17 protein-coding genes are annotated in these 16,718 nt (G+C 71.2%); 10 read left to right on the top strand and 7 right to left on the bottom strand.

Annotated features, from left to right (window positions below; all coding sequences use genetic code 11):
• Positions 1 to 89 precede the first annotated feature (89 nt).
• The gene (locus AC6I72_RS34355; RefSeq protein ID WP_498005372.1) at positions 90 to 923 is read left to right on the top strand and encodes a helix-turn-helix transcriptional regulator; all 834 of its coding nucleotides are present in this window, start codon (positions 90 to 92) and stop codon (positions 921 to 923) included.
• Between the two features lie 18 nt (positions 924 to 941).
• Here AC6I72_RS34355 and AC6I72_RS34360 read toward each other — a convergent pair whose 3' ends face one another.
• The 5 genes from AC6I72_RS34360 to AC6I72_RS34380 all read right to left on the bottom strand — a co-directional run bounded on the left by AC6I72_RS34360 (position 942) and on the right by AC6I72_RS34380 (position 7,691).
• Entirely contained in the window at positions 942 to 1,277 is a 336-nt protein-coding gene (locus tag AC6I72_RS34360; RefSeq protein ID WP_498005373.1) for a hypothetical protein, read from the bottom strand.
• Positions 1,278 to 1,412: 135 nt separating this feature from the next.
• Positions 1,413 to 2,147, bottom strand: coding sequence for a DUF4097 family beta strand repeat-containing protein (locus AC6I72_RS34365; RefSeq protein ID WP_498005374.1), 735 nt, complete (start codon positions 2,145 to 2,147; stop codon positions 1,413 to 1,415).
• A gap of 237 nt (positions 2,148 to 2,384) precedes the next feature.
• The gene (locus AC6I72_RS34370) at positions 2,385 to 3,995 is read right to left on the bottom strand and encodes an amidase (RefSeq protein WP_498005375.1); all 1,611 of its coding nucleotides are present in this window, start codon (positions 3,993 to 3,995) and stop codon (positions 2,385 to 2,387) included.
• Between the two features lie 419 nt (positions 3,996 to 4,414).
• Positions 4,415 to 5,998 carry an APC family permease gene (locus AC6I72_RS34375; protein WP_498005376.1) on the bottom strand — a complete coding sequence of 528 codons (1,584 nt, stop codon included), beginning with the start codon at positions 5,996 to 5,998 and terminating at the stop codon, positions 4,415 to 4,417.
• Positions 5,991 to 7,691 (bottom strand): amidohydrolase, encoded by a 1,701-nt coding sequence (locus AC6I72_RS34380; protein ID WP_498005377.1) that lies wholly within the window; start codon positions 7,689 to 7,691, stop codon positions 5,991 to 5,993. The genes AC6I72_RS34375 and AC6I72_RS34380 overlap by 8 nt, the downstream gene beginning before the upstream one ends.
• Before the next feature lie 152 nt (positions 7,692 to 7,843).
• Between AC6I72_RS34380 and AC6I72_RS34385 the strand changes: the two genes are divergently transcribed.
• The 4 genes from AC6I72_RS34385 to AC6I72_RS34400 all read left to right on the top strand — a co-directional run bounded on the left by AC6I72_RS34385 (position 7,844) and on the right by AC6I72_RS34400 (position 12,595).
• Complete coding sequence (locus AC6I72_RS34385; protein WP_498005378.1) at positions 7,844 to 8,443, top strand: TetR/AcrR family transcriptional regulator; 600 nt, start codon at positions 7,844 to 7,846, stop codon at positions 8,441 to 8,443.
• Between the two features lie 548 nt (positions 8,444 to 8,991).
• Positions 8,992 to 10,707 (top strand): thiamine pyrophosphate-dependent enzyme, encoded by a 1,716-nt coding sequence (locus AC6I72_RS34390; RefSeq protein WP_498005379.1) that lies wholly within the window; start codon positions 8,992 to 8,994, stop codon positions 10,705 to 10,707.
• Positions 10,708 to 10,747: 40 nt separating this feature from the next.
• Complete coding sequence (locus tag AC6I72_RS34395) at positions 10,748 to 11,197, top strand: carboxymuconolactone decarboxylase family protein (protein WP_498005380.1); 450 nt, start codon at positions 10,748 to 10,750, stop codon at positions 11,195 to 11,197.
• Positions 11,198 to 11,833: 636 nt separating this feature from the next.
• Positions 11,834 to 12,595, top strand: coding sequence for an SDR family oxidoreductase (locus AC6I72_RS34400; protein WP_498005381.1), 762 nt, complete (start codon positions 11,834 to 11,836; stop codon positions 12,593 to 12,595).
• Between the two features lie 131 nt (positions 12,596 to 12,726).
• Here AC6I72_RS34400 and AC6I72_RS34405 read toward each other — a convergent pair whose 3' ends face one another.
• Both AC6I72_RS34405 and AC6I72_RS34410 read right to left on the bottom strand, forming a co-directional pair.
• Positions 12,727 to 13,245, bottom strand: coding sequence for a P-loop NTPase family protein (locus tag AC6I72_RS34405; RefSeq protein ID WP_498005382.1), 519 nt, complete (start codon positions 13,243 to 13,245; stop codon positions 12,727 to 12,729).
• A gap of 93 nt (positions 13,246 to 13,338) precedes the next feature.
• Positions 13,339 to 14,412: an alkene reductase gene (locus tag AC6I72_RS34410; protein WP_498005383.1), complete on the bottom strand. Its 1,074-nt coding sequence runs from the start codon at positions 14,410 to 14,412 to the stop codon at positions 13,339 to 13,341.
• 115 nt (positions 14,413 to 14,527) lie between these two features.
• On the opposite strand from AC6I72_RS34410, the gene AC6I72_RS34415 reads away from it, so the two are divergent.
• From AC6I72_RS34415 to AC6I72_RS34435, 5 genes are all read left to right on the top strand, one after another.
• On the top strand, positions 14,528 to 14,905 hold the full coding sequence (locus AC6I72_RS34415) for a MerR family transcriptional regulator (RefSeq protein WP_498005384.1): 378 nt from the start codon (positions 14,528 to 14,530) through the stop codon (positions 14,903 to 14,905).
• Positions 14,906 to 15,117: 212 nt separating this feature from the next.
• Complete coding sequence (locus AC6I72_RS34420; RefSeq protein WP_498005385.1) at positions 15,118 to 15,258, top strand: hypothetical protein; 141 nt, start codon at positions 15,118 to 15,120, stop codon at positions 15,256 to 15,258.
• A gap of 22 nt (positions 15,259 to 15,280) precedes the next feature.
• Positions 15,281 to 15,556, top strand: coding sequence for a hypothetical protein (locus AC6I72_RS34425; protein WP_366723119.1), 276 nt, complete (start codon positions 15,281 to 15,283; stop codon positions 15,554 to 15,556).
• On the top strand, positions 15,556 to 15,954 hold the full coding sequence (locus AC6I72_RS34430) for a PIN domain-containing protein (protein ID WP_498005386.1): 399 nt from the start codon (positions 15,556 to 15,558) through the stop codon (positions 15,952 to 15,954). Before AC6I72_RS34425 ends, AC6I72_RS34430 begins: the two co-directional genes overlap by 1 nt.
• A 66-nt stretch (positions 15,955 to 16,020) precedes the next feature.
• Positions 16,021 to 16,665 carry a dihydrofolate reductase family protein gene (locus AC6I72_RS34435; RefSeq protein ID WP_498005387.1) on the top strand — a complete coding sequence of 215 codons (645 nt, stop codon included), beginning with the start codon at positions 16,021 to 16,023 and terminating at the stop codon, positions 16,663 to 16,665.
• The last annotated feature ends 53 nt before the right edge of the window (positions 16,666 to 16,718 follow it).

Genomic DNA, 16,718 nt, shown 5'->3' on the forward strand with positions numbered 1-16,718 from the left:
GCCTCGCGCGAAGGGGGTACAGAGGGCCAATCATGCTGGTGTAATGAGCACCAGGACACCGCCCGGAGGGGGATGCTTTGATGGCCGGCATGCAGCGAGAGCTTCTGGCGGCGTTCCTGAGATCCCGGCGGGAGTCGCTCTCCCCCGAACGGCTGGGGCTGAACCCCGGGCCGCGGCGCCGCACGCCGGGCCTGCGCCGCGAGGAGGTCGCGCAGCTCTCCGGGGTGAGCCTGACCTGGTACACGTGGCTGGAGCAGGGCCGGGACATCCGGGTGAGCCGGCAGGTCCTCGAAGCGCTCGCCCAGACGCTCCAGCTGACCCCGGCCGAGCGGCGGCACCTGTTCACGCTGGCGGAGACTGCCCTGCCCGCCGAGCGGCCCGAGCCCGCGGTGGTCAACCCGACCCTGCGCAAGCTGGTGGAGACGCTCGACCCCAATCCGGCGCACGTCATCAACGACCGCTGGGACGTGCTGGCCGCCAATCGCGCCTACGCCTCCCTGGTGGGGGGCCTGGAACAGCTGCCGCAGGAGGAACGCAACAGCATCTGGCTGCTGTTCACCCGCCCGCAGATGCAGTCGCTCCTGGTCGACTGGCAGAACGAGGTCCGCGACATCCTGGGCCAGTTCCGCATCGCCGTCGGCCGGCAGCCCGACGATCCGCGGACCGCCGCGCTCATCGAGACCCTGACCACGTCCAGCAGCCAGTTCCGCGCGCTGTGGTCCGAGCATCCGGTGCGGGCGTTCCGGCCGACCATGAAGCGCTTCAGCCACCCGGCGGCCGGGCGGCTGGACCTGAACTACACCAAGCTGGACGTGGCGGAGGCGCCGGGCCAGCATCTGGTGGTGTTCATGCCCGCCTCCGAGGCGGACGAGCGGGCGCTGGCCCGCCTGGTGGAGGAGTCCCCGCAGGCGGCCCTGCTGTAGCCGTGGTCCGGGCGCGGGTCACTCCGGGTGGCCGACGGCATCCTTCTGCAGGCTCACCGCCGCCACCAGGCTCAGCTTCGGCTCCGCCTGCCGCAGCGCCTTCACCGCCGCGATCGAGCCGATGTCCCCGGTGAAGCCGACCTCGGCCAGCCGGGATCGGACCCAGTCGGCGCGCAGTGCGCTCTCGGTGGCGGCGGCGGTGGACCGTACGAGCGCGGCGGCGCGTTCCAGTCCCGGGCGCTCCTCGGGCGAGGCCTCGGCCAGTGCCTGACGCAGTGCCGCCCCGACCACGTCGGCGTCCCTGATGACCAGCACGAAGTCTTGCTTCTTGTTCAGTCCCGTGAGTCCTGCCATGCGCTTCACCGTGCCCGCTACGCACGCCCCGCGGCAAGCGACTTGAGCATCTCCAGAGGCTGGACGGGGACCTCACCCCTGACGGTCCGACGGCCCTGCGGCCGGCCGTGCCTGCGCGTCCGTCCGGCCGGCCCGCTAACCGGCCTGCTTCACCGTCAGGTCACCGTTCGTCGTCGACAGGTCCAGGCGGTACGTGGCCGACGGGTCGTTCGCGAAGGCCACCTTCCGCTCGCCGTGCGAACTGTCCGCCCGCACCTGGTACTTGGCGGGCGGGGCGGTGACGCTGAGGCTGCCGTTCGTCGTGCGGGCCCTGATGTTCTGCGGTGTGGCCGTCTCGATCGTCACCCCGCCGTTGGACGTCCGCGCGTCCACGCCGCCCCTGGTGCCCTTGACACGGACCTCACCGTTGGACGTCAGCAGCTTCACCGGGCCGCTCGCGCCGTCCACCGTGATCCGGCCGTTGCTCGTGTGCACGTCGACCGCGCTCATGCCGGTCAGGGTGAGGCCGCCGTTGGACGTTCCCCCGCTCACCGGGAGCGCGGCGGGCACGGTCACGACGTAGTCGATGCCGCAGTGACTGCCGCAGCCGGACAGGGTCAGGACGCCGTCCACGACCCGGACGGACGTGCCCTTCGGCTTGTCGCCCCGGTAGGAGACCCGGCGGTGCACGGTGACGGTGGAGACGCCCGCCGAAGTGCCCACCTTCACCCCGCCGTCGCTGTTGTCGAGGCGGACGGAGGTGACTTTCTGAGGCACCTGGGCGTCGTCCTCGAAACTCTTCTGCCCGATGGCCGAGCAGGCGCAGAGCCCGCCTGCCGCGAGAGCGGCCAAGGCCACCACGGTGACGGCGTGTGCCGGTCGGCGTCGCATGAGATCCCCCGTACGGAGCGAGTCGGACGACCGGTGACCGGTCATCCGGATCGGATGACGGGCGCCGGGTCATCCGGATCGGATGATGTCCGGTCATCCGTGTCGGACGGCCGGTGTTCGGTCATCGCGATCCTACGCAGCACCGTCTCCGCCTCCCATGGGGAAAACCCCCGGTTGTGCGGCGTTCCCGCGGTGCCGGCGCCCCGTCGGTGAGCGGGCGCCGGCCTCGCGTGCCGGTCAGCCGGCGGCGCCGGCCGGTGCCGTGGGCAGGTAGCGCGGGGGCCGCCGGCCGTCCAGACGGTGCTCCACCGCCGCTCCCAGGGACAGCAGTTCGGCGTCCCGGTGGTCCCCGGTCATCAGGAGCAGACCGACCGGCAGTTCGCCCACGAACCCGGCGGGCACGGACAGGGACGGGTAACCGGCCACGGCGGCCGGGGTGGAGGACGGGATCACGTCGTTGTCGCCGCGCGCGCAGTCGGTCGTCCAGGCGGGCGGGTTCGTCGGCGAGGCGATGGCGTCCAGATGGTGCGCGGCCAGTGTCTCGTCGATGGACCGCCGGGAGAGGTCCTTCAGCTCGGCGCGCACGGCCAGGTACCGCGGATCGGTGGTCGCCGGTGCGGCCAGCGCCTGCTCGAACAGTTCCTGTCCGGCGAAGCAGGACCGCTCGGCGGGGTGGGTACGGTTGAACTCGACCAGCGCGGCCAGGTCGCGCGGCCCCTCGCGGGTGGCGAGGTAGGCGTCGATGTCCCGGTGGAACTCGCTCAGCAGCGCCGGGAACTCCAGTTCCGCGAGACGGTCCTGGTACGGCGGGGTCACCTCGACGACCTCCGCTCCGGCCGCGCGCAGCCGCGCCGCCGTGCGGGTCATCAGGGCGTCCACGTCCGTGCCGAGCGAGGGCAGCCGCCACAGGCCGATCCGCTTGCCGCGCAGCCCGGCGGTCCGCAACGCCGGGTCCGTTAGGCGGGCGGCGTCCGCGGTGCGGGCGGTGTCGTCGCCGGAGAGCACGGCGAGGGTGAGCGCGACGTCGGTCACGTTGCGCGCCATCGGGCCGGCCGTGTCCTGCTCGGCGGAGATCGGGACGACGCCCGCCTGGCTGACCAGCCCGAGGCTCGGCTTGTGACCGACCACCCCGTTCATCCCGGCCGGGCACACGATGGAGCCGTCCGTCTCCGTGCCGATCGCCACCTGGGCCAGGGAGGCGGCGAGCGCGGCGGCCGAACCCGAGGACGAGCCGCAGGGGTTGCGGTCCAGGACGTACGGGTTGTTCGTCTGCCCGCCCACCGCCGACCAGCCCGATGTCGGCTTCGCGGCGCGGAAGTTGGCCCACTCGGACATGTTGGTCTTGCCGAGGATCACCGCGCCGGCCGCCCGCAGCTTGCGGACGAGGTCCGCGTCCGTGCCCGGCGGCTTCCCGGCCAGCGCCAGCGAGCCGGCCGTCGTCGGCATGTCGCGGGTGTTCACGTTGTCCTTGAGCAGGACGGGGATGCCGTCGAGCGGACCGCGGACCGTGCCGCGGCGGTGCCGGACGTCACTGGCCGCCGCCTGCCACAGGGCCGTCGGGCTGGTCCGCAGCACCGCGTTGATCTTCGGGTCGACGGTCCTGATCCGTCGCAGGTACGCCAGGGTCAGCGCCGTCGAGGTCAGCGACCCGCGCTTCATCCGGGCCTGTAATTCGGGGATCGTCACCGTGTCGAGGTCCACTCCGCGCAGGAGCGGCGCGCCGGCGGGGGACGGCGCGTCACCGCCGCCCGGCTCGGCGGCCTGCGCGCGCTGTCCGTGTACGCCCGCCGCCAGGAGGGCGGCCACCGTCATGGCCGCGGCCACTGCCGCGATGCTTCTCCTTGTCATGGGCGACACCCCACTACAGGGGACTCGGCCGGCGCAAGGGCGCCACCGGCTCACCGGCCTGGGCCTGTCGTCACATTCCCGTCGTCGCCCGGAGGGCGGGCCTGCGGCGTCCGGTGCGTGCTCTCGGCGTGCCGGGCGGAAGTCCTCGTACTGGGCGTACTCGGGCTTTCGCGCGGTGCGGCGAGAGGGCGTGCCGGGCGTCGCGGGGCAGGCGGGAATGTGACGACAGGCCCAGGAGCACCGGACATCCGGAGGCGGGAGACCCGGAGCAGGGCGGCCGGTGTCCGGCGGTCGGCGGTCGGCGGTCGGCGGGGCAGCCGGTTCCCGGCGCCTCTGCCCGCCACCCGCACCCGGCCGCCGTCGGACGACCACCGGCGCGCGACGCCTGTTCGCCGGTGACGGGCCGTCCGGCCCGCCGCTCACTCCTCCAGGTTCACCGTCCGCGCGGGGCGGCGGAACCCGCCCGTGCGCAGGGCGAGGATCCCCACGCCCAGCACCGCCCAGACGATGCCCACGGTCTTGGCCGGGGTGTCCAGGCTGATCCACAGCGCTACGTTCACGACGAACCCGAGGGCCGGCAGCAGCACTTGCAGCGCGGCGGCAACGGCTCCGCGTGCCTCGGGGCGCCCCGCGCGCCGGTCGCGCACCCAGAACCCGATCACCGCCACGTTGACCGCGGCGAAGGCGACGTAGGCACCGAAGTTGATCAGCGAGGCGGCGCTGCCGAGGTCGAGGAAGACGGCGGAGGCGGCGACCAGGCCCACCAGGACCACGTTGACGGCCGGGACGCCGGTGCGCGGATCGAGCCGCCCGAAGACCGCGCGCGGCAGCATGCCGTCACGGCCCATCGCGAAGAGCAGCCGTGCCGCGCTCATCTGCTGGGTCAGTCCGCACCCGAGCACCGCGGTGAGGTAACCGCCCACGAAGACCGCCTGGAACGCGGCACCGCCGATGTACTCGGCGATCTCCGGAGAGGCGCCCACGATGTCGCCCACGGCCGAGACGTCCGGGAACAGCGTCTGCATGACGTAGGTGACGGCCAGGAAGAACACCCCGGCGGCGGCCACGATGAGCAGGATGGCCCGCGGGATGTCCCGGCGTGGCCGCTCGGCCTCCTCGGACAGGGTCGAGACGGCGTCGAACCCCAGGAAGGACAGTGCCAGCAGCGACGCCCCGCTCAGCAGGTCGGGCAGCGGCACCGTGGTCGGGCGGAACCCGGTGGTCCCGAAGGACTCGCCGTGGGTGACGACGGCACGTACGGCGAAAACGAGGAACGCGACGGCCACGGCGGCCTGGACGGCGACGAGCGCCACGTTCACCTTGGCGGCCAGTCGGACGCCCACCAGGTTCAGCGCGGTGCAGACCACGACGGTGGACAGCACCCACACCCACGCCGGGACGCCGGGCACCACCGCGCCCATGTAGATCGCGGCCAGCAGGGCGTTGAGCATCGGCAGCAGGACGTAGTCCAGCGTGGCGGACCAGCCGACCAGGAAGCCGACGGGCGCCCCGAGCGCCTTGCCCGCGTAGGTGTACACGGACCCGGCGGAGGTGATGCGGCGGGCCATCCGCGCGTAGCTGAGCGCGGTGAGCCCGACCGCGACGAGGACGGTGAGGTAGGCGAGCGGCACATGGCCGTCGGTCGCCTCGGAGACCAGGCCGAAGGTGTCGAACACCGCGAGCGGCGCCATGAAGGCCAGGCCGAGGAAGACGATGTGGCGCAGTCGCAGGGTGCGGCGCAGCAGCGCACCGCCCTCGCCGCCCCGGGACCGGCCCGCGGGGGCCGCGGTGCCTTCGGCGGCCTGCGGGGAGGAGCCCTGGGTGTGCGAGGAGGGCCCGGCGGTCTGCGGGGGAAGGCCGGTGGTCCGCGCGGACAAGCCGGTTGCCCGGTGCGGGAGACCGTTGGCCGGCGAGGAGAGATCGGCGGGCCCCGAGGAGGGCCGGGTGGTCCGCGAGGAGGGTTCGGCGGCCCGCGAGGCAGGTTCGGCGGGGACGTCAGGCATGGGCATGGCCGCCTTCGGCGTGGGTGGAGTGGGCGGAGCAGGAGGTGGGCGCGCCGTAGTGGCCCGCGGTGGCGCGCGCCGTGGCGGCCTCGTGGACGACCTCGCCGCCCACCCAGGTGACCTCGGCGCGCTGCTGGAGCAGCGCCGCCGGGTCGCCTTCGAGCGCGTAGAGGTCCGCGGACCAGGCGACGAGGTCCGCCTTGGCGCCCTCGCGGACGATGCCGTACTCGGCCTCGCGGTGCCAGGCCCAGGCGCCTTCGGCGGTGTAACCGCGCAGCGTGTCGTCGAGCCCCAGGCGCTCCTGCGGGGTCCAGGCGTCCCTGCCGTCGAGCCCGGCCCGGGTCAGGGCGGAGTAGAACCCGACCAGCGGGTCCATCTCCCCCACCTGCCAGTCGCTGGAGAGCGCCACGTGCGCGCCGGAGGCCATGAGCGAGCGCAGGCGCCAGGCGCGGTCCCAGCGGGCCTCGCCGATGTTCTCCATCCAGGTCCCGGCCACGAGGTCCGGGGAGCAGTGGCGCGGCTGCATGGCGGCGGTGACGCCGAGCCGGGCGAAGCGCGGCAGGTCCTCCGGCGCGAGGCACTCGACGTGCACGATCCCGTGCCGTCGGTCGCGGGTGCCGTTGGTCCGGGTCGCGTGCTCGATCGCGTCCAGGGCGAGGCGGATGCCGCCGTCGCCGGTGGCGTGCGTGTGGGTCTGGAAGCCGAGGCGGTCCAGTTCGGTGATGACCTGGGTGAGTTCACCGAGCGGCGCGGAGGGGTGGCCGCGGTGTCCGGGCCGGTTGGCGTAGTCCTCCAGCATCCAGGCGTTGTGGGGTTCGATGACGTCGTCGGCGTAGAGCTTGACGGGGCCGAACGCCAGGCGGTCGCCGCCGGGGGCGGCGTCGGCCGCCGCGCGCAGCCGCTGCCGGAACGCGCCGTCGGAGCCCATGGGGTGGAAGAGCGCGGCGATGACGCGGGAGCTGAGACGGTCCTCGTCCCGGGCGCGCTGGAACAGGCCGGTCTCGGCGAGCGGGACCTGGGGTTCCACCACGGTGGTGATGCCGGCGGCGGTGGCCATCTCCAGACTGCCCAGCAGCTTGCGGTAGCGCCGCTCGGGCGAGTACATGGGGATGTCGCGCTGGAGCCCGGCCAGGCCCGCCGTGGTCATGGCGCTGGTGTAGAAGTCGGTGACCCAGCCGGTCGCGCGGCCGTCGGCGTCGCGCTCCGGGCGGCCCCAGGGGATGTCGCCCCCGTCGTCGAGACCGAGCGCGCGCACGGCCGCGTCGTTGAGCCACACCGAGTGCTGGTCGTAGGTGGTGACGAAGACGGGGCGGGAGGTGAGGCCGGCCAGGTCGCGGGCGGCGGGGCGGCGGCCGGGGACCACCGAGTACACGGCGTTCTCGGCGCAGATCCAGGTCAGGTCCGGGCGGGCGGCGGCGAGTTCGGCGATGCGGCGGCGGACCTCTTCGAGGGTCTCGGCGCCTTCGAGGCTGACGGCGTCGAGGTCGAAGCCGAGCAGCAGGTGGTTGTGGCTGTCGATGATGCCCGGGGTCAGGAGGCCGCCGTCCAGGCGGCGGTGCTCACGGGCCGCGGGAGCGTCGGCCTCCTCGCCGACGAAGGCGATGCGCCCGCCGGTGATGCCGACGGCGCCGGCCCAGGGGCGGGCGTCGTCGAACGTGCGCACACGAGCGCCGGTGATCAGGGTGTCGAGCATGGTGGTCCTCGGTTCTGGGGGCACGCCACGCGGGGGTGGCGGGGGCACGCCACGCAGGGGTGGCGGAGCACGCCGAGACGGTGCGCGCATTATTTGTCACAGGCGTCAAAGAATGGGTCGAGTGTCATGAGGATCTCGGCTACTGTCAAGGCATGGCCCGCCCCAAGAACCAGGAAGAACGCCGCGCCCACCTCATCCAGGCGGTGATCGACACGACCGCCAGCACCGGGCTGCGTTCCCTCTCGCTCGCGGACGTGGCCCGCCGGGCGGGACTGACGCGCGGGGCGGTCCTGTACTACTACGACGACCTGGACGCCCTGCTGAGGGAGGCCTACCGCGCGGGCATGGAACGCTTCTGCGACCGGCGGGACGCACTGCGGGACACCGTCGAGGACCCCGCGCGGCTGCTGGGCGAGACGATCCGCGCCGGGCTGCCGACGGGCCCCGACGACGCGCTGATGCGCCTGCTGTACGAGTTCGACGTGGTGGCGGGCAGCTCGCCGCTGCACAGCACCCTGGTCGAGTCGATGTACGAGCGGCAACTGGCCACGTACCGCACGGTGCTGGAGCGGGGCGTGGAGGCCGGCGCCTTCCGCCTGACCCTGGACCCGTCGACGGCCGCCCTGAACCTCGTGGCCCTGGAGGACGCCTACGGCCTGCACATCGTGGCGGGCAACGGCCAGATCAGCGTGGAGCGGGCCGTGGAGGCGATGTTCGCCGCGGCACGCGCCTTCGGCGCACCGGCCGCCTGAACGGGCCGGCCCCGTGGGACCGTCGCCGGGTCGCCGCAGGGAACAATCCCCCCGCATGAAGACACCGCTCTCCCGGTCCGCCCTGTCCGCCGCGGAGCGGATCCGGCCCGACATGGTGACAGCACGGCCGCTGCCTTGAGCACCGGCTGCAGCCCCCTGCCTCTCCGCGGCACCGAGTTGCAGCGTGATACCGGTACAGGGAAATGCAAATGCGTCAAGGGCACAGAAACCTCGTAAGCAACCGCATCCCACCGGAAGTCGATTCGCAATTTCGACCAAAGCACCTCAAAGGACACTTCTGTCACCCTGGTGTGCAATCGCGATCATTCACTTGGACCACCGAAGAACACAAGTTTAACAAACAACACTCTTGCACGGACCCCCTCAGTGATAGATAATCACTTTCAGACGGCCCAGCCTTTTTCAGGACGTGTGCGAAACACCCGAGAGGTCAACTTAAATTGTCACTCATCAGCGTTCGGGATACGCCACCCAGAATCACTCGTCCAATCGAGGAGCCCGAGCCAGGCACTGGATTTTCGGAACTGGTGAACGCCTTGCGGGAGCTGGGTGTGGAGTGTTATGCGGGTGTGAACGGGGGCGGTGTCATTCACCTCACCCGGATGCTCGAACCTGTGGATGACCAAGTACCCGAGAGGGGCGTTCCGCACTTTTTCACCATCCCCGAGTACGTTGCGGGATTTGTTCCCCTGGGCTATCACATAGCTTCAGGCAGGGTTTCATCCTGCATCACCACCACCGGAGCGGCGACCAAACTTGCCGGCAGCGGGATGAGTGATGCGAAATTTCATAACGTGCCGGCTGTCTACCTGGTCGCCCTGAACTCCAAGTCCACACAAGAGGAATCTCCGCTACAGGATGTATCGATCCACGGCATGTCAATTATGAAACAATTGCGTGCCGAGTTCGGAGACGACTGCATTCACGTGAAGGATGCGGATCCTGAACACCTTCTCGATCACGTGAGGCATATTAAATCGGCCCTGGACAGGAGCAGGCCCGTCGTCGTCGCGTTCCACCCCGATGTGCTCAGCCGGCCCTGTCCGCCCCTCAAGGAGATGGCGAGCTCCGCCCAGCCGGCGGACACGAGGACGAGTGTCCCGCCCTCATCGTTCCCCGAAGACTTCGTCAGGTCGGCCGAGGGACGACGCGTGGTCATACTGGTGACTGACGAAGCAGCTCGTCACCCGGAGATGCCGATACTCACGAGCCTCGCCTCCGAGGCCCTCGGCGCCCCGCTTGTGTGGACCGTGAACGGCGCCTGGGGGACAGATCCGGAAAATGATCTCGGGTACGGTCACATAGGGTTTGGAGGAAACGATTCAGCAAATGCGCTGTGGGCGTCCCTCGGACCCGACGACGTGGTGTTGAGCCTCGGGTTCGAGCCGGGCGAGTACATCCTCAACCTGCAGAAAATAGATGCCGGAGTGGTGTACCACCTCACCAGCTGGGAGTCTCCGTACGGCGCGGTGGACGGCGACTTCTCACGCCGATGCAACCATGAGTACCGTCGGGTACGAGGTGACATCGGTGCTCTCTTGCGAGCGCTCTTGGCCCACTGTAGAAAGCGCTGCGCCCCCGCCACCGCCCAGACTGCCCCCGCATCCTTGAACACGGCCAAAGAACGCCCGGAACCCGCTCCGGGAAACGTCGACTTCGCGGCGTTCCTGACGCGGATCCACGAGACAGCACGGCCGAACTCCATCGGGTTCGATGACGTGTGCCTCGCCTATAAAGACCGGCAATACGTGACCCAGCGCCGCAACCCGAAAATTCGGTTCTACTCGGCATATCAGGGATCTGCCATGGGTGGAGCCTTCGGTATGGCTGTGGGCGCGAAGCTTGCCACTCCCGACCGTACAGTCTTCTGCTTCTCGGGAGACGGGTGCTATCAGATGTATGCCGGCGCCCTCCCGCAGTGCGCGGGACTCGGGCTGCGTCTTTTCATCATCGATAATCAGTCGTACGCGATCGTCAATCAAGGGCTGGTGCGGATCATGCCGGACACCGCGCCCCGAAAGTGGCATGGAACCCTTAAAAGGGTGGACCACGTCGCAGCGGCACGCGCGTACGGGTGGGACGCGGTGGATCTCGAACCGGACCTCTCGAACTTCGATGAAATCATCGGACGCTGTTACGAAAAGAGTGCTTCGCTTCTTGTGCGCGTGCCGGTGGATCCATGGCAGGAACTGGGCGGAAACCCGCGACTAGACAACCTCGCCGCCGGGCAGTCACATCTGTAGTTCTAGGCTGTCGAACAACAGGAATAAGTAGGAGGGGAACGTGTCCGGTAATGAGAGTGCACAGCGCTTCACGCGAGGGACGGAGATCATCGAGAGGACTTTCGGCGTCCAGGCGGATGCCGTACTCGGCCCCATCTCCGAAATAGCACCCGATCTCTCCCGGTATGTGGCAGAGTTCGCTTACGGGGACGTCTACTCACGGCCAGGTCTCTCTGCCGAAAAGCGATCTCTGATCACCCTCGCCATTCTGGCGTCCATGGGCGACTGCGCAAAAGAGATAACCGCTCACGTGAACGGAGCCCTCAACCAGGGTGTCGCTCCGTCTGAAATCATTGAGACGGTTGTGCACACGTGTGTGTACAGCGGTTTCGCGCGCTCACTCAACGCCATGCACACCGTGCGCGAAGTGTTCAAGGAACGCGGACTCCTGACCCCAGCGTCGGTCCCGGCGATGCCGGAACAGGTCAGCAAGGTGCAGGAAATGGGCTGAGTTGATGCTTGACGTCGGACACCGGCCGAGGCGTCGTCCGTGATCCCCCGGACGTGTGCTGCCGTAGCCAGGAGAGCCTCCGCGCTGAGCATGTGCAGTGCGCAGAACAAAGGCTGCTGACGGACCTCGGAAGGGGCGTTGGCATCATCGGGAACAGAGTTCCCGGCGACTTACCGCTCGTCCGGACGCCGCGCGGTCAAGAGCTGCGAACAGAAGTGGGTTCCGGTCAGCGGGCGGTGTCCGGTCCGTGCGTTCGCAAAGCGCCGGAAGGTCCTCGTAGCGGAGCTACCAGGACCTTCCGGCAACGCGGCGAAGCGCGTGCCGGGCGCCGCCCGCCGGGGTCCGCTTTCATTCGCAGCTCTGAGGCGTGCCCGAGCCGGGGCAGGGGTTTCACCGGCTGAGGTCACAGCCCGCACCCCGGAAGACAGTCCCTTGAGTCCCTGAGCGGGGCCCTCCGTTCGCGGTCCTGCGTTCGCGGTCCTGCGTTCGCGTCGGAGGGTGGCCCTGGCAGGACCCAGGGAGACGGGGGCACTGCCTGCGGCCGGAGATCAGGTGCACGCTGGGGAGCATCACCCGCACTCATCGACCGCGGACACCGGTTCCCCGCAGCCGGCGACCCCAGCAGGAGCACAGTCCATGGACATCACCCGCCGCACCGTCCTCATCGCCGGCGCCACCTCGGGCATCGGCCTCGAACTCGCCCGCCGCTTCGCCGCGGCCGGCAGCACCGTCGTCATCGGCGGACGGCGCACCGACCTGCTCGACCGGCTCTCGGCGGAGGGGTTCGCCACCGTTCCCGTCGACGTGACCGACCAGGAGAGCGTCGACCGCGCCCGCGACACGGTCCTGGCCGGTCACCCGGACCTCGACACCGTCGTGACGATGTCCGGCGTCATGCTCCCCGAGGATCTGCGCGACCCCGCGCACTTCAGCGTCACGGAGCGCACCATCGACACCAACCTCCTCGGCACCATCCGCGTCGTCGACGCGTTCACCCCGCACCTGATCGGCCGCGGCGCGGGCACCTTCGTCACGGTGACCTCGGGCATCGGGTTCCTGCCGTTCCCGCTCCTGCCGGCCTACGCCGCCTCGAAGGCCGGCGTGCACGCCTACTCCGAGGCGCTGCGCGCGCAACTGGACGGCACCGGCGTCGAGGTCTGCGAACTCGTCCCTCCGGCGGTCGCCACCACCCCGGAGCAGGCGCGGCTCAACCCCCGCGCGCTCGGACTGGCCGAGTTCGCCGGCGAGGTGATGGACCTGCTCGCCGCCGAGCCCACGCCGCGCGAAGTACTCGTCCAGGGCGTCCTGATGCACCGGTGGGCCGAACGCGACGGCACCTACGACGAGTTGGTCGCCCAGCGGTCGCAGGCGCTCGCGACGCTCCCGGGCCGCCGGTGAACCGGCCCTGCGCGGACGCGGCCCGCCGCTGATCCCCGCCCCGCCGGACTCGCCCGGCAGACCGGCCGCCGGCCGGCTCCCGGCCTGCCCCTCCACGGGGGCGGGCGTACGCGCGCCGGCGTGGGCCGAGGTCAGAGGGAGGCCAGCCAGGCCGCGGTCTCCTCGGGGCGGTTGAAGCGGAGGGTCCGCAGGGACGCGAAACGCGGATCGCGAAGGCGGAGCGCGATGTCGCGGCGGCGGGTGCGGTACTGGGACCAGGACCACCACACCGGGTGTTCCCGGCTCAGCCAGCCCGCCCAGGTCTCCTTGTTGCCGCCGAAGAGCAGCTCGCCGGTGACGGTGCGGCGGACGGACCGGCGCAGGACGCGGGGCATGATGACGCGGCGGGGATAGTCCAGCCAGATCACCGTGTCGGCCCGGCCCCACAGCAGGTCACGGACTTCCGGACAGCCGAGGGAGTCGGTGATCCAGTACGGCCCGGCGGTGATCCGCGCCACGTCCTCGGCCAGCTCCCCGTTGACGGCCCAGCCGGGGCCGGCGAAGTACAGCGCGTCCATCTCGTGGTACGGCAGCCCCAGGCGCACCCCGAGGGCACGGGCGAGCGTGGACTTGCCCGCGCCCGTGGAGCCCACCACCAAGATCCGTTCCACGGCCGCACCTTACCCCCGCTCCCTCGGGGCCGTCCGCCTTCCCCCGGCCGGCGCCGCGGGCGGCGGACGGCTGTGCCGGTGCGGCGGGTGCGCTCAGACCGTGTACTGGTAGGCCGGGTACGTCAGGTAGCCGGCGTCGCCGCCCTGGTAGTACGTCGCCTCGTCGACGGGGGCGAGGGGGACGCCGGTGCGCAGGCGTTCCACCAGGTCGGGATTGGCGATGAAGCCGCGGCCGAAGCTGATGAGTTCGGCGCCCAGGCCCAGCCAGTGGTCGGCGTCGGTGCGGCCGGTCTGCTTGGGCCCCATCGGGAGCACCGGGTTCATGACGAGGGTGCCCGGCCAGGCGCGGCGCAGACCGAGCAGCACGTCCTCGTCGGCGGTGGCCTCCAGGTGGACGTAGGCGATCCGGAGCCGGGCCAGTTCGCTCAGGAGCGCGGTGTACAGCTCGGGCACGTCGGTCTCCTCGACGCCCCAGAACGTTCCGCCCGGGGAGAGACGGATGCCGGTCCTGGCGGCGCCCACCGCCTCGACGGTCTCGGACACCGCCTCGACCGCGAACCGGATCCGGTTGGCCACCGGGCCGCCGTAGCGGTCCGTGCGGAGGTTGGCGTTGGAGGAGAGGAACTGCGAGATCAGGTAGCCGTTGGCGCCGTGCAGTTCCACGCCGTCGAAGCCGGCGTCGACGGCGCGCCGGGCCGCCTCGGCGTACGACCGGGCATGCCCGGGCACCTCGGCGGTGTCCAGGGCGCGCGGGACGGGCGCGGGCTGGGGCCCGCTCGGGGTGAACACCTCGCCGGTGGCGGGGAAGGCCGAGGGTCCGACCGGCCGCGTTCCGGTGGTGTCGGGGTGGGAGACCCGACCGCCGTGCATGATCTGGGCGAAGATCCGGCCGCCGTTGGCGTGCACGGCCGCGGTCACCGGACGCCAGGAGGCGACCTGCTCGTCGGTGTGCAGTCCCGGCGTGCCCGGATTGGACTGCCCGATCACACTGGGCTGCACCCCCTCGGTCACGATCAGCCCTGCCGTGGCCCGCTGGGCGTAGTACGTCGCCATCGAGGGGGTGGCCAGCCCGCCGGCGGCGGCCCGGACCCGGGTCATCGGGGCCATCACCACCCGGTTGGGCAGCGTCAGGTCACCGAGCCGGTAGCTGTCGAAAAGGGTTGTCACGTCAGGACTCCGTAGCGATCCGCCGTGCCCGGATCTCGGGCACGGCAGTTACGCTAGAACCTGACATCCATGTCAGATGCAAGAGCTGTGGTGCAGGTCACACCAGGAGGGGCGCATGCGGATCGGGGAGCTGGCAGCGCGCACGGGAGTGAGCGTGCGATCCCTGCGCTACTACGAGGAGCAGGGACTGCTGCGCAGCACCCGCAGCGCCGGAGGGCAGCGGCACTACACGCAGCAGGAGGTCGAACGGGTCGAGTTCGTCCAGCGGTTGTACGCCGCGGGCCTGTCCAGCCGGACCATCGCCGGCCTGCTGCCGTGCGTCGAGGCACCCAGCCTGGAAAACTCCGACGCCGCACTGGAGCGCATGGCCGAGGAGCGCGAACGGCTCAACGAGCACATCACCGACCTCCTGCACACCCGGGACGCGCTCGACGCGCTGATGGACACGGCCCGGAAGTACCGGCAGCAGCTCGACCCGGCAGCCGTCGAGTGATCGACGGGGGCCCGCGGTCGATCACGGGGGTCCACGGGCGATCCGGCTGATCCGGCCTCGACCGCGACGCGGCAGGAGTCCGCAGGAGGCCAGGGCGGCCACGGAGCGGGTGACGCGCAGGCGGTGCGGTCCCGGCGCGCCGAAGGCCCGCGGCCGACGGCGCCGGCGGCGCCGGCCACGACTGCGCGCCCGCAGCCGGCGGGCAGCAGCCGGTGGACGAACGCGCCGCTGCCGCCGCGCAGGCCGGGGCCGACGAGACCGACCAGCCCCTCCGGCACCTCACCCTCCTCACTCTCCACCGCGGCCACCGGCCCCATACCCCCACCCCCACCGCGATCCTCTACTCCTGGTAGAGGATCGCGGTAGACTCGGGGCATGGCAGCAGACGAGACGAGCATCAAGGTGAGCACCGCCGCGCGGGACCGGCTCGCCCGGCTCGCCGCCGAGCACGGGACGACCATCCGGAGCCTGGTCGAGGAGCTGGCGCAGGGCACTCCGACCCAGGCCGAGTACGCGGAACGCGCCGAGCTGGCCCGCGCCGAGCTGGCCTCCGCCCTCGGCAGCGCGCCGAGCCCCGAGGCCGAGGCGAGGGCCCGGGCCCTGCTGGAGCGGCTGGGAGCAGGACCGCACAGCCCGCAGGCCGCCGCGTAGTGGCGGCGATCGCGGTCGTCCTGGACCACACCACCGCCACGGCCCTGTACGACCCGAAGGACCCGTTCAACGAGGCCGTCGCCGCCTTCTACGTCCAGGCGTCCGGCGGCCTCGGCAGCCTGTACGCGCCGGTCCTGTCGCTCACGGCGGGCGACGCCGAGCGGCCCGGCCTGTTCAGCTACATCAAGGGGCTGCGGTTCATCCGGCTGGAGGCGTTCGACACCGACGCCGCCGTCACCGCCACCGAACTGCTGCGCTTCGGCCACCCGTGGGCCACCGTCCACGCCATCCACGCCGCCCGGCCGTCGGCCGCCCACCCCACGGGGCGCTTCCTCCTGACCCTGACCCCGAAGGCGTACTCCGGCACCGGAGTGCAGGCGGTGCACCCCGGCCGGTGAGGCAGCGATGAGATTCCGCCGTCCGGAGAGTCTTCGTCCCTGTCATCGCCCGCCCAGGAGGAACACGTGACCCAGTTGCTGAAAGTCCAGAACTTCAACGTCTCCAGCGACGGCGTCGCCGCCGGTGAGGACCAGAGCCTGGAGCGGCCGTTCGGCCACGTCGACCACAGGCGGCTGTTCGCGTGGGCCGGTGCCACGGCGAGCTGGCCCGTGCGTACCGAGCCCGGAGGCAGCCGCGGCCTCGACGACTACCTGACGCGCGACTTCTCGCACAACATCGGCGCGGAGATCATGGGCCGCAACAAGTTCGGGCCGCAGCGCGGGCCCTGGCAGGACGACCAGTGGCGCGGCTGGTGGGGCGACGAACCGCCGTTCCACACACCGGTGTTCGTCCTGACCCACCACCCGCGTCCCTCCTTCACGCTCTCCGACACCACCTTCCACTTCGTCGAGGGGGACCCGGCGACGGTGCTCGCGCGGGCGCGGGAGGCGGCCGGGGGCAAGGACGTACGGCTCGGCGGCGGGGTCACCACCGTCCGCCAGTTCCTCGACGCCGGTCTGATCGACACCCTGCACGTGGCGGTCTCCCCGGTGAAGCTCGGGTCCGGGCTGCGGCTGTGGGAGTCGCCGGAGGAACTGCTCGACCGCTACCACCTGGACGTCGTACCGAGCCCGAGCGGCGTGACGCACCACCTCTTCTGGCGGAAGTGACCGGCACGGCGGGGCGGCCGGCTCACCCGGGCCGGCCCGCCCGCGGACGGGGG

The organism is Streptomyces sp. Xyl84, from assembly GCF_059731885.1.

Coding starts and splice junctions, on each gene's coding strand:
- AC6I72_RS34355 (WP_498005372.1), top strand. CDS start 90: ATGCAGCGAGAGCTTCTGGCGGCGTTCCTGAGATCCCGGCGGGAGTCG.
- AC6I72_RS34360 (WP_498005373.1), bottom strand. CDS start 1,277: ATGGCAGGACTCACGGGACTGAACAAGAAGCAAGACTTCGTGCTGGTC.
- AC6I72_RS34365 (WP_498005374.1), bottom strand. CDS start 2,147: ATGCGACGCCGACCGGCACACGCCGTCACCGTGGTGGCCTTGGCCGCT.
- AC6I72_RS34370 (WP_498005375.1), bottom strand. CDS start 3,995: ATGACAAGGAGAAGCATCGCGGCAGTGGCCGCGGCCATGACGGTGGCC.
- AC6I72_RS34375 (WP_498005376.1), bottom strand. CDS start 5,998: ATGCCTGACGTCCCCGCCGAACCTGCCTCGCGGGCCGCCGAACCCTCC.
- AC6I72_RS34380 (WP_498005377.1), bottom strand. CDS start 7,691: ATGCTCGACACCCTGATCACCGGCGCTCGTGTGCGCACGTTCGACGAC.
- AC6I72_RS34385 (WP_498005378.1), top strand. CDS start 7,844: ATGGCCCGCCCCAAGAACCAGGAAGAACGCCGCGCCCACCTCATCCAG.
- AC6I72_RS34400 (WP_498005381.1), top strand. CDS start 11,834: ATGGACATCACCCGCCGCACCGTCCTCATCGCCGGCGCCACCTCGGGC.
- AC6I72_RS34415 (WP_498005384.1), top strand. CDS start 14,528: ATGCGGATCGGGGAGCTGGCAGCGCGCACGGGAGTGAGCGTGCGATCC.
- AC6I72_RS34425 (WP_366723119.1), top strand. CDS start 15,281: ATGGCAGCAGACGAGACGAGCATCAAGGTGAGCACCGCCGCGCGGGAC.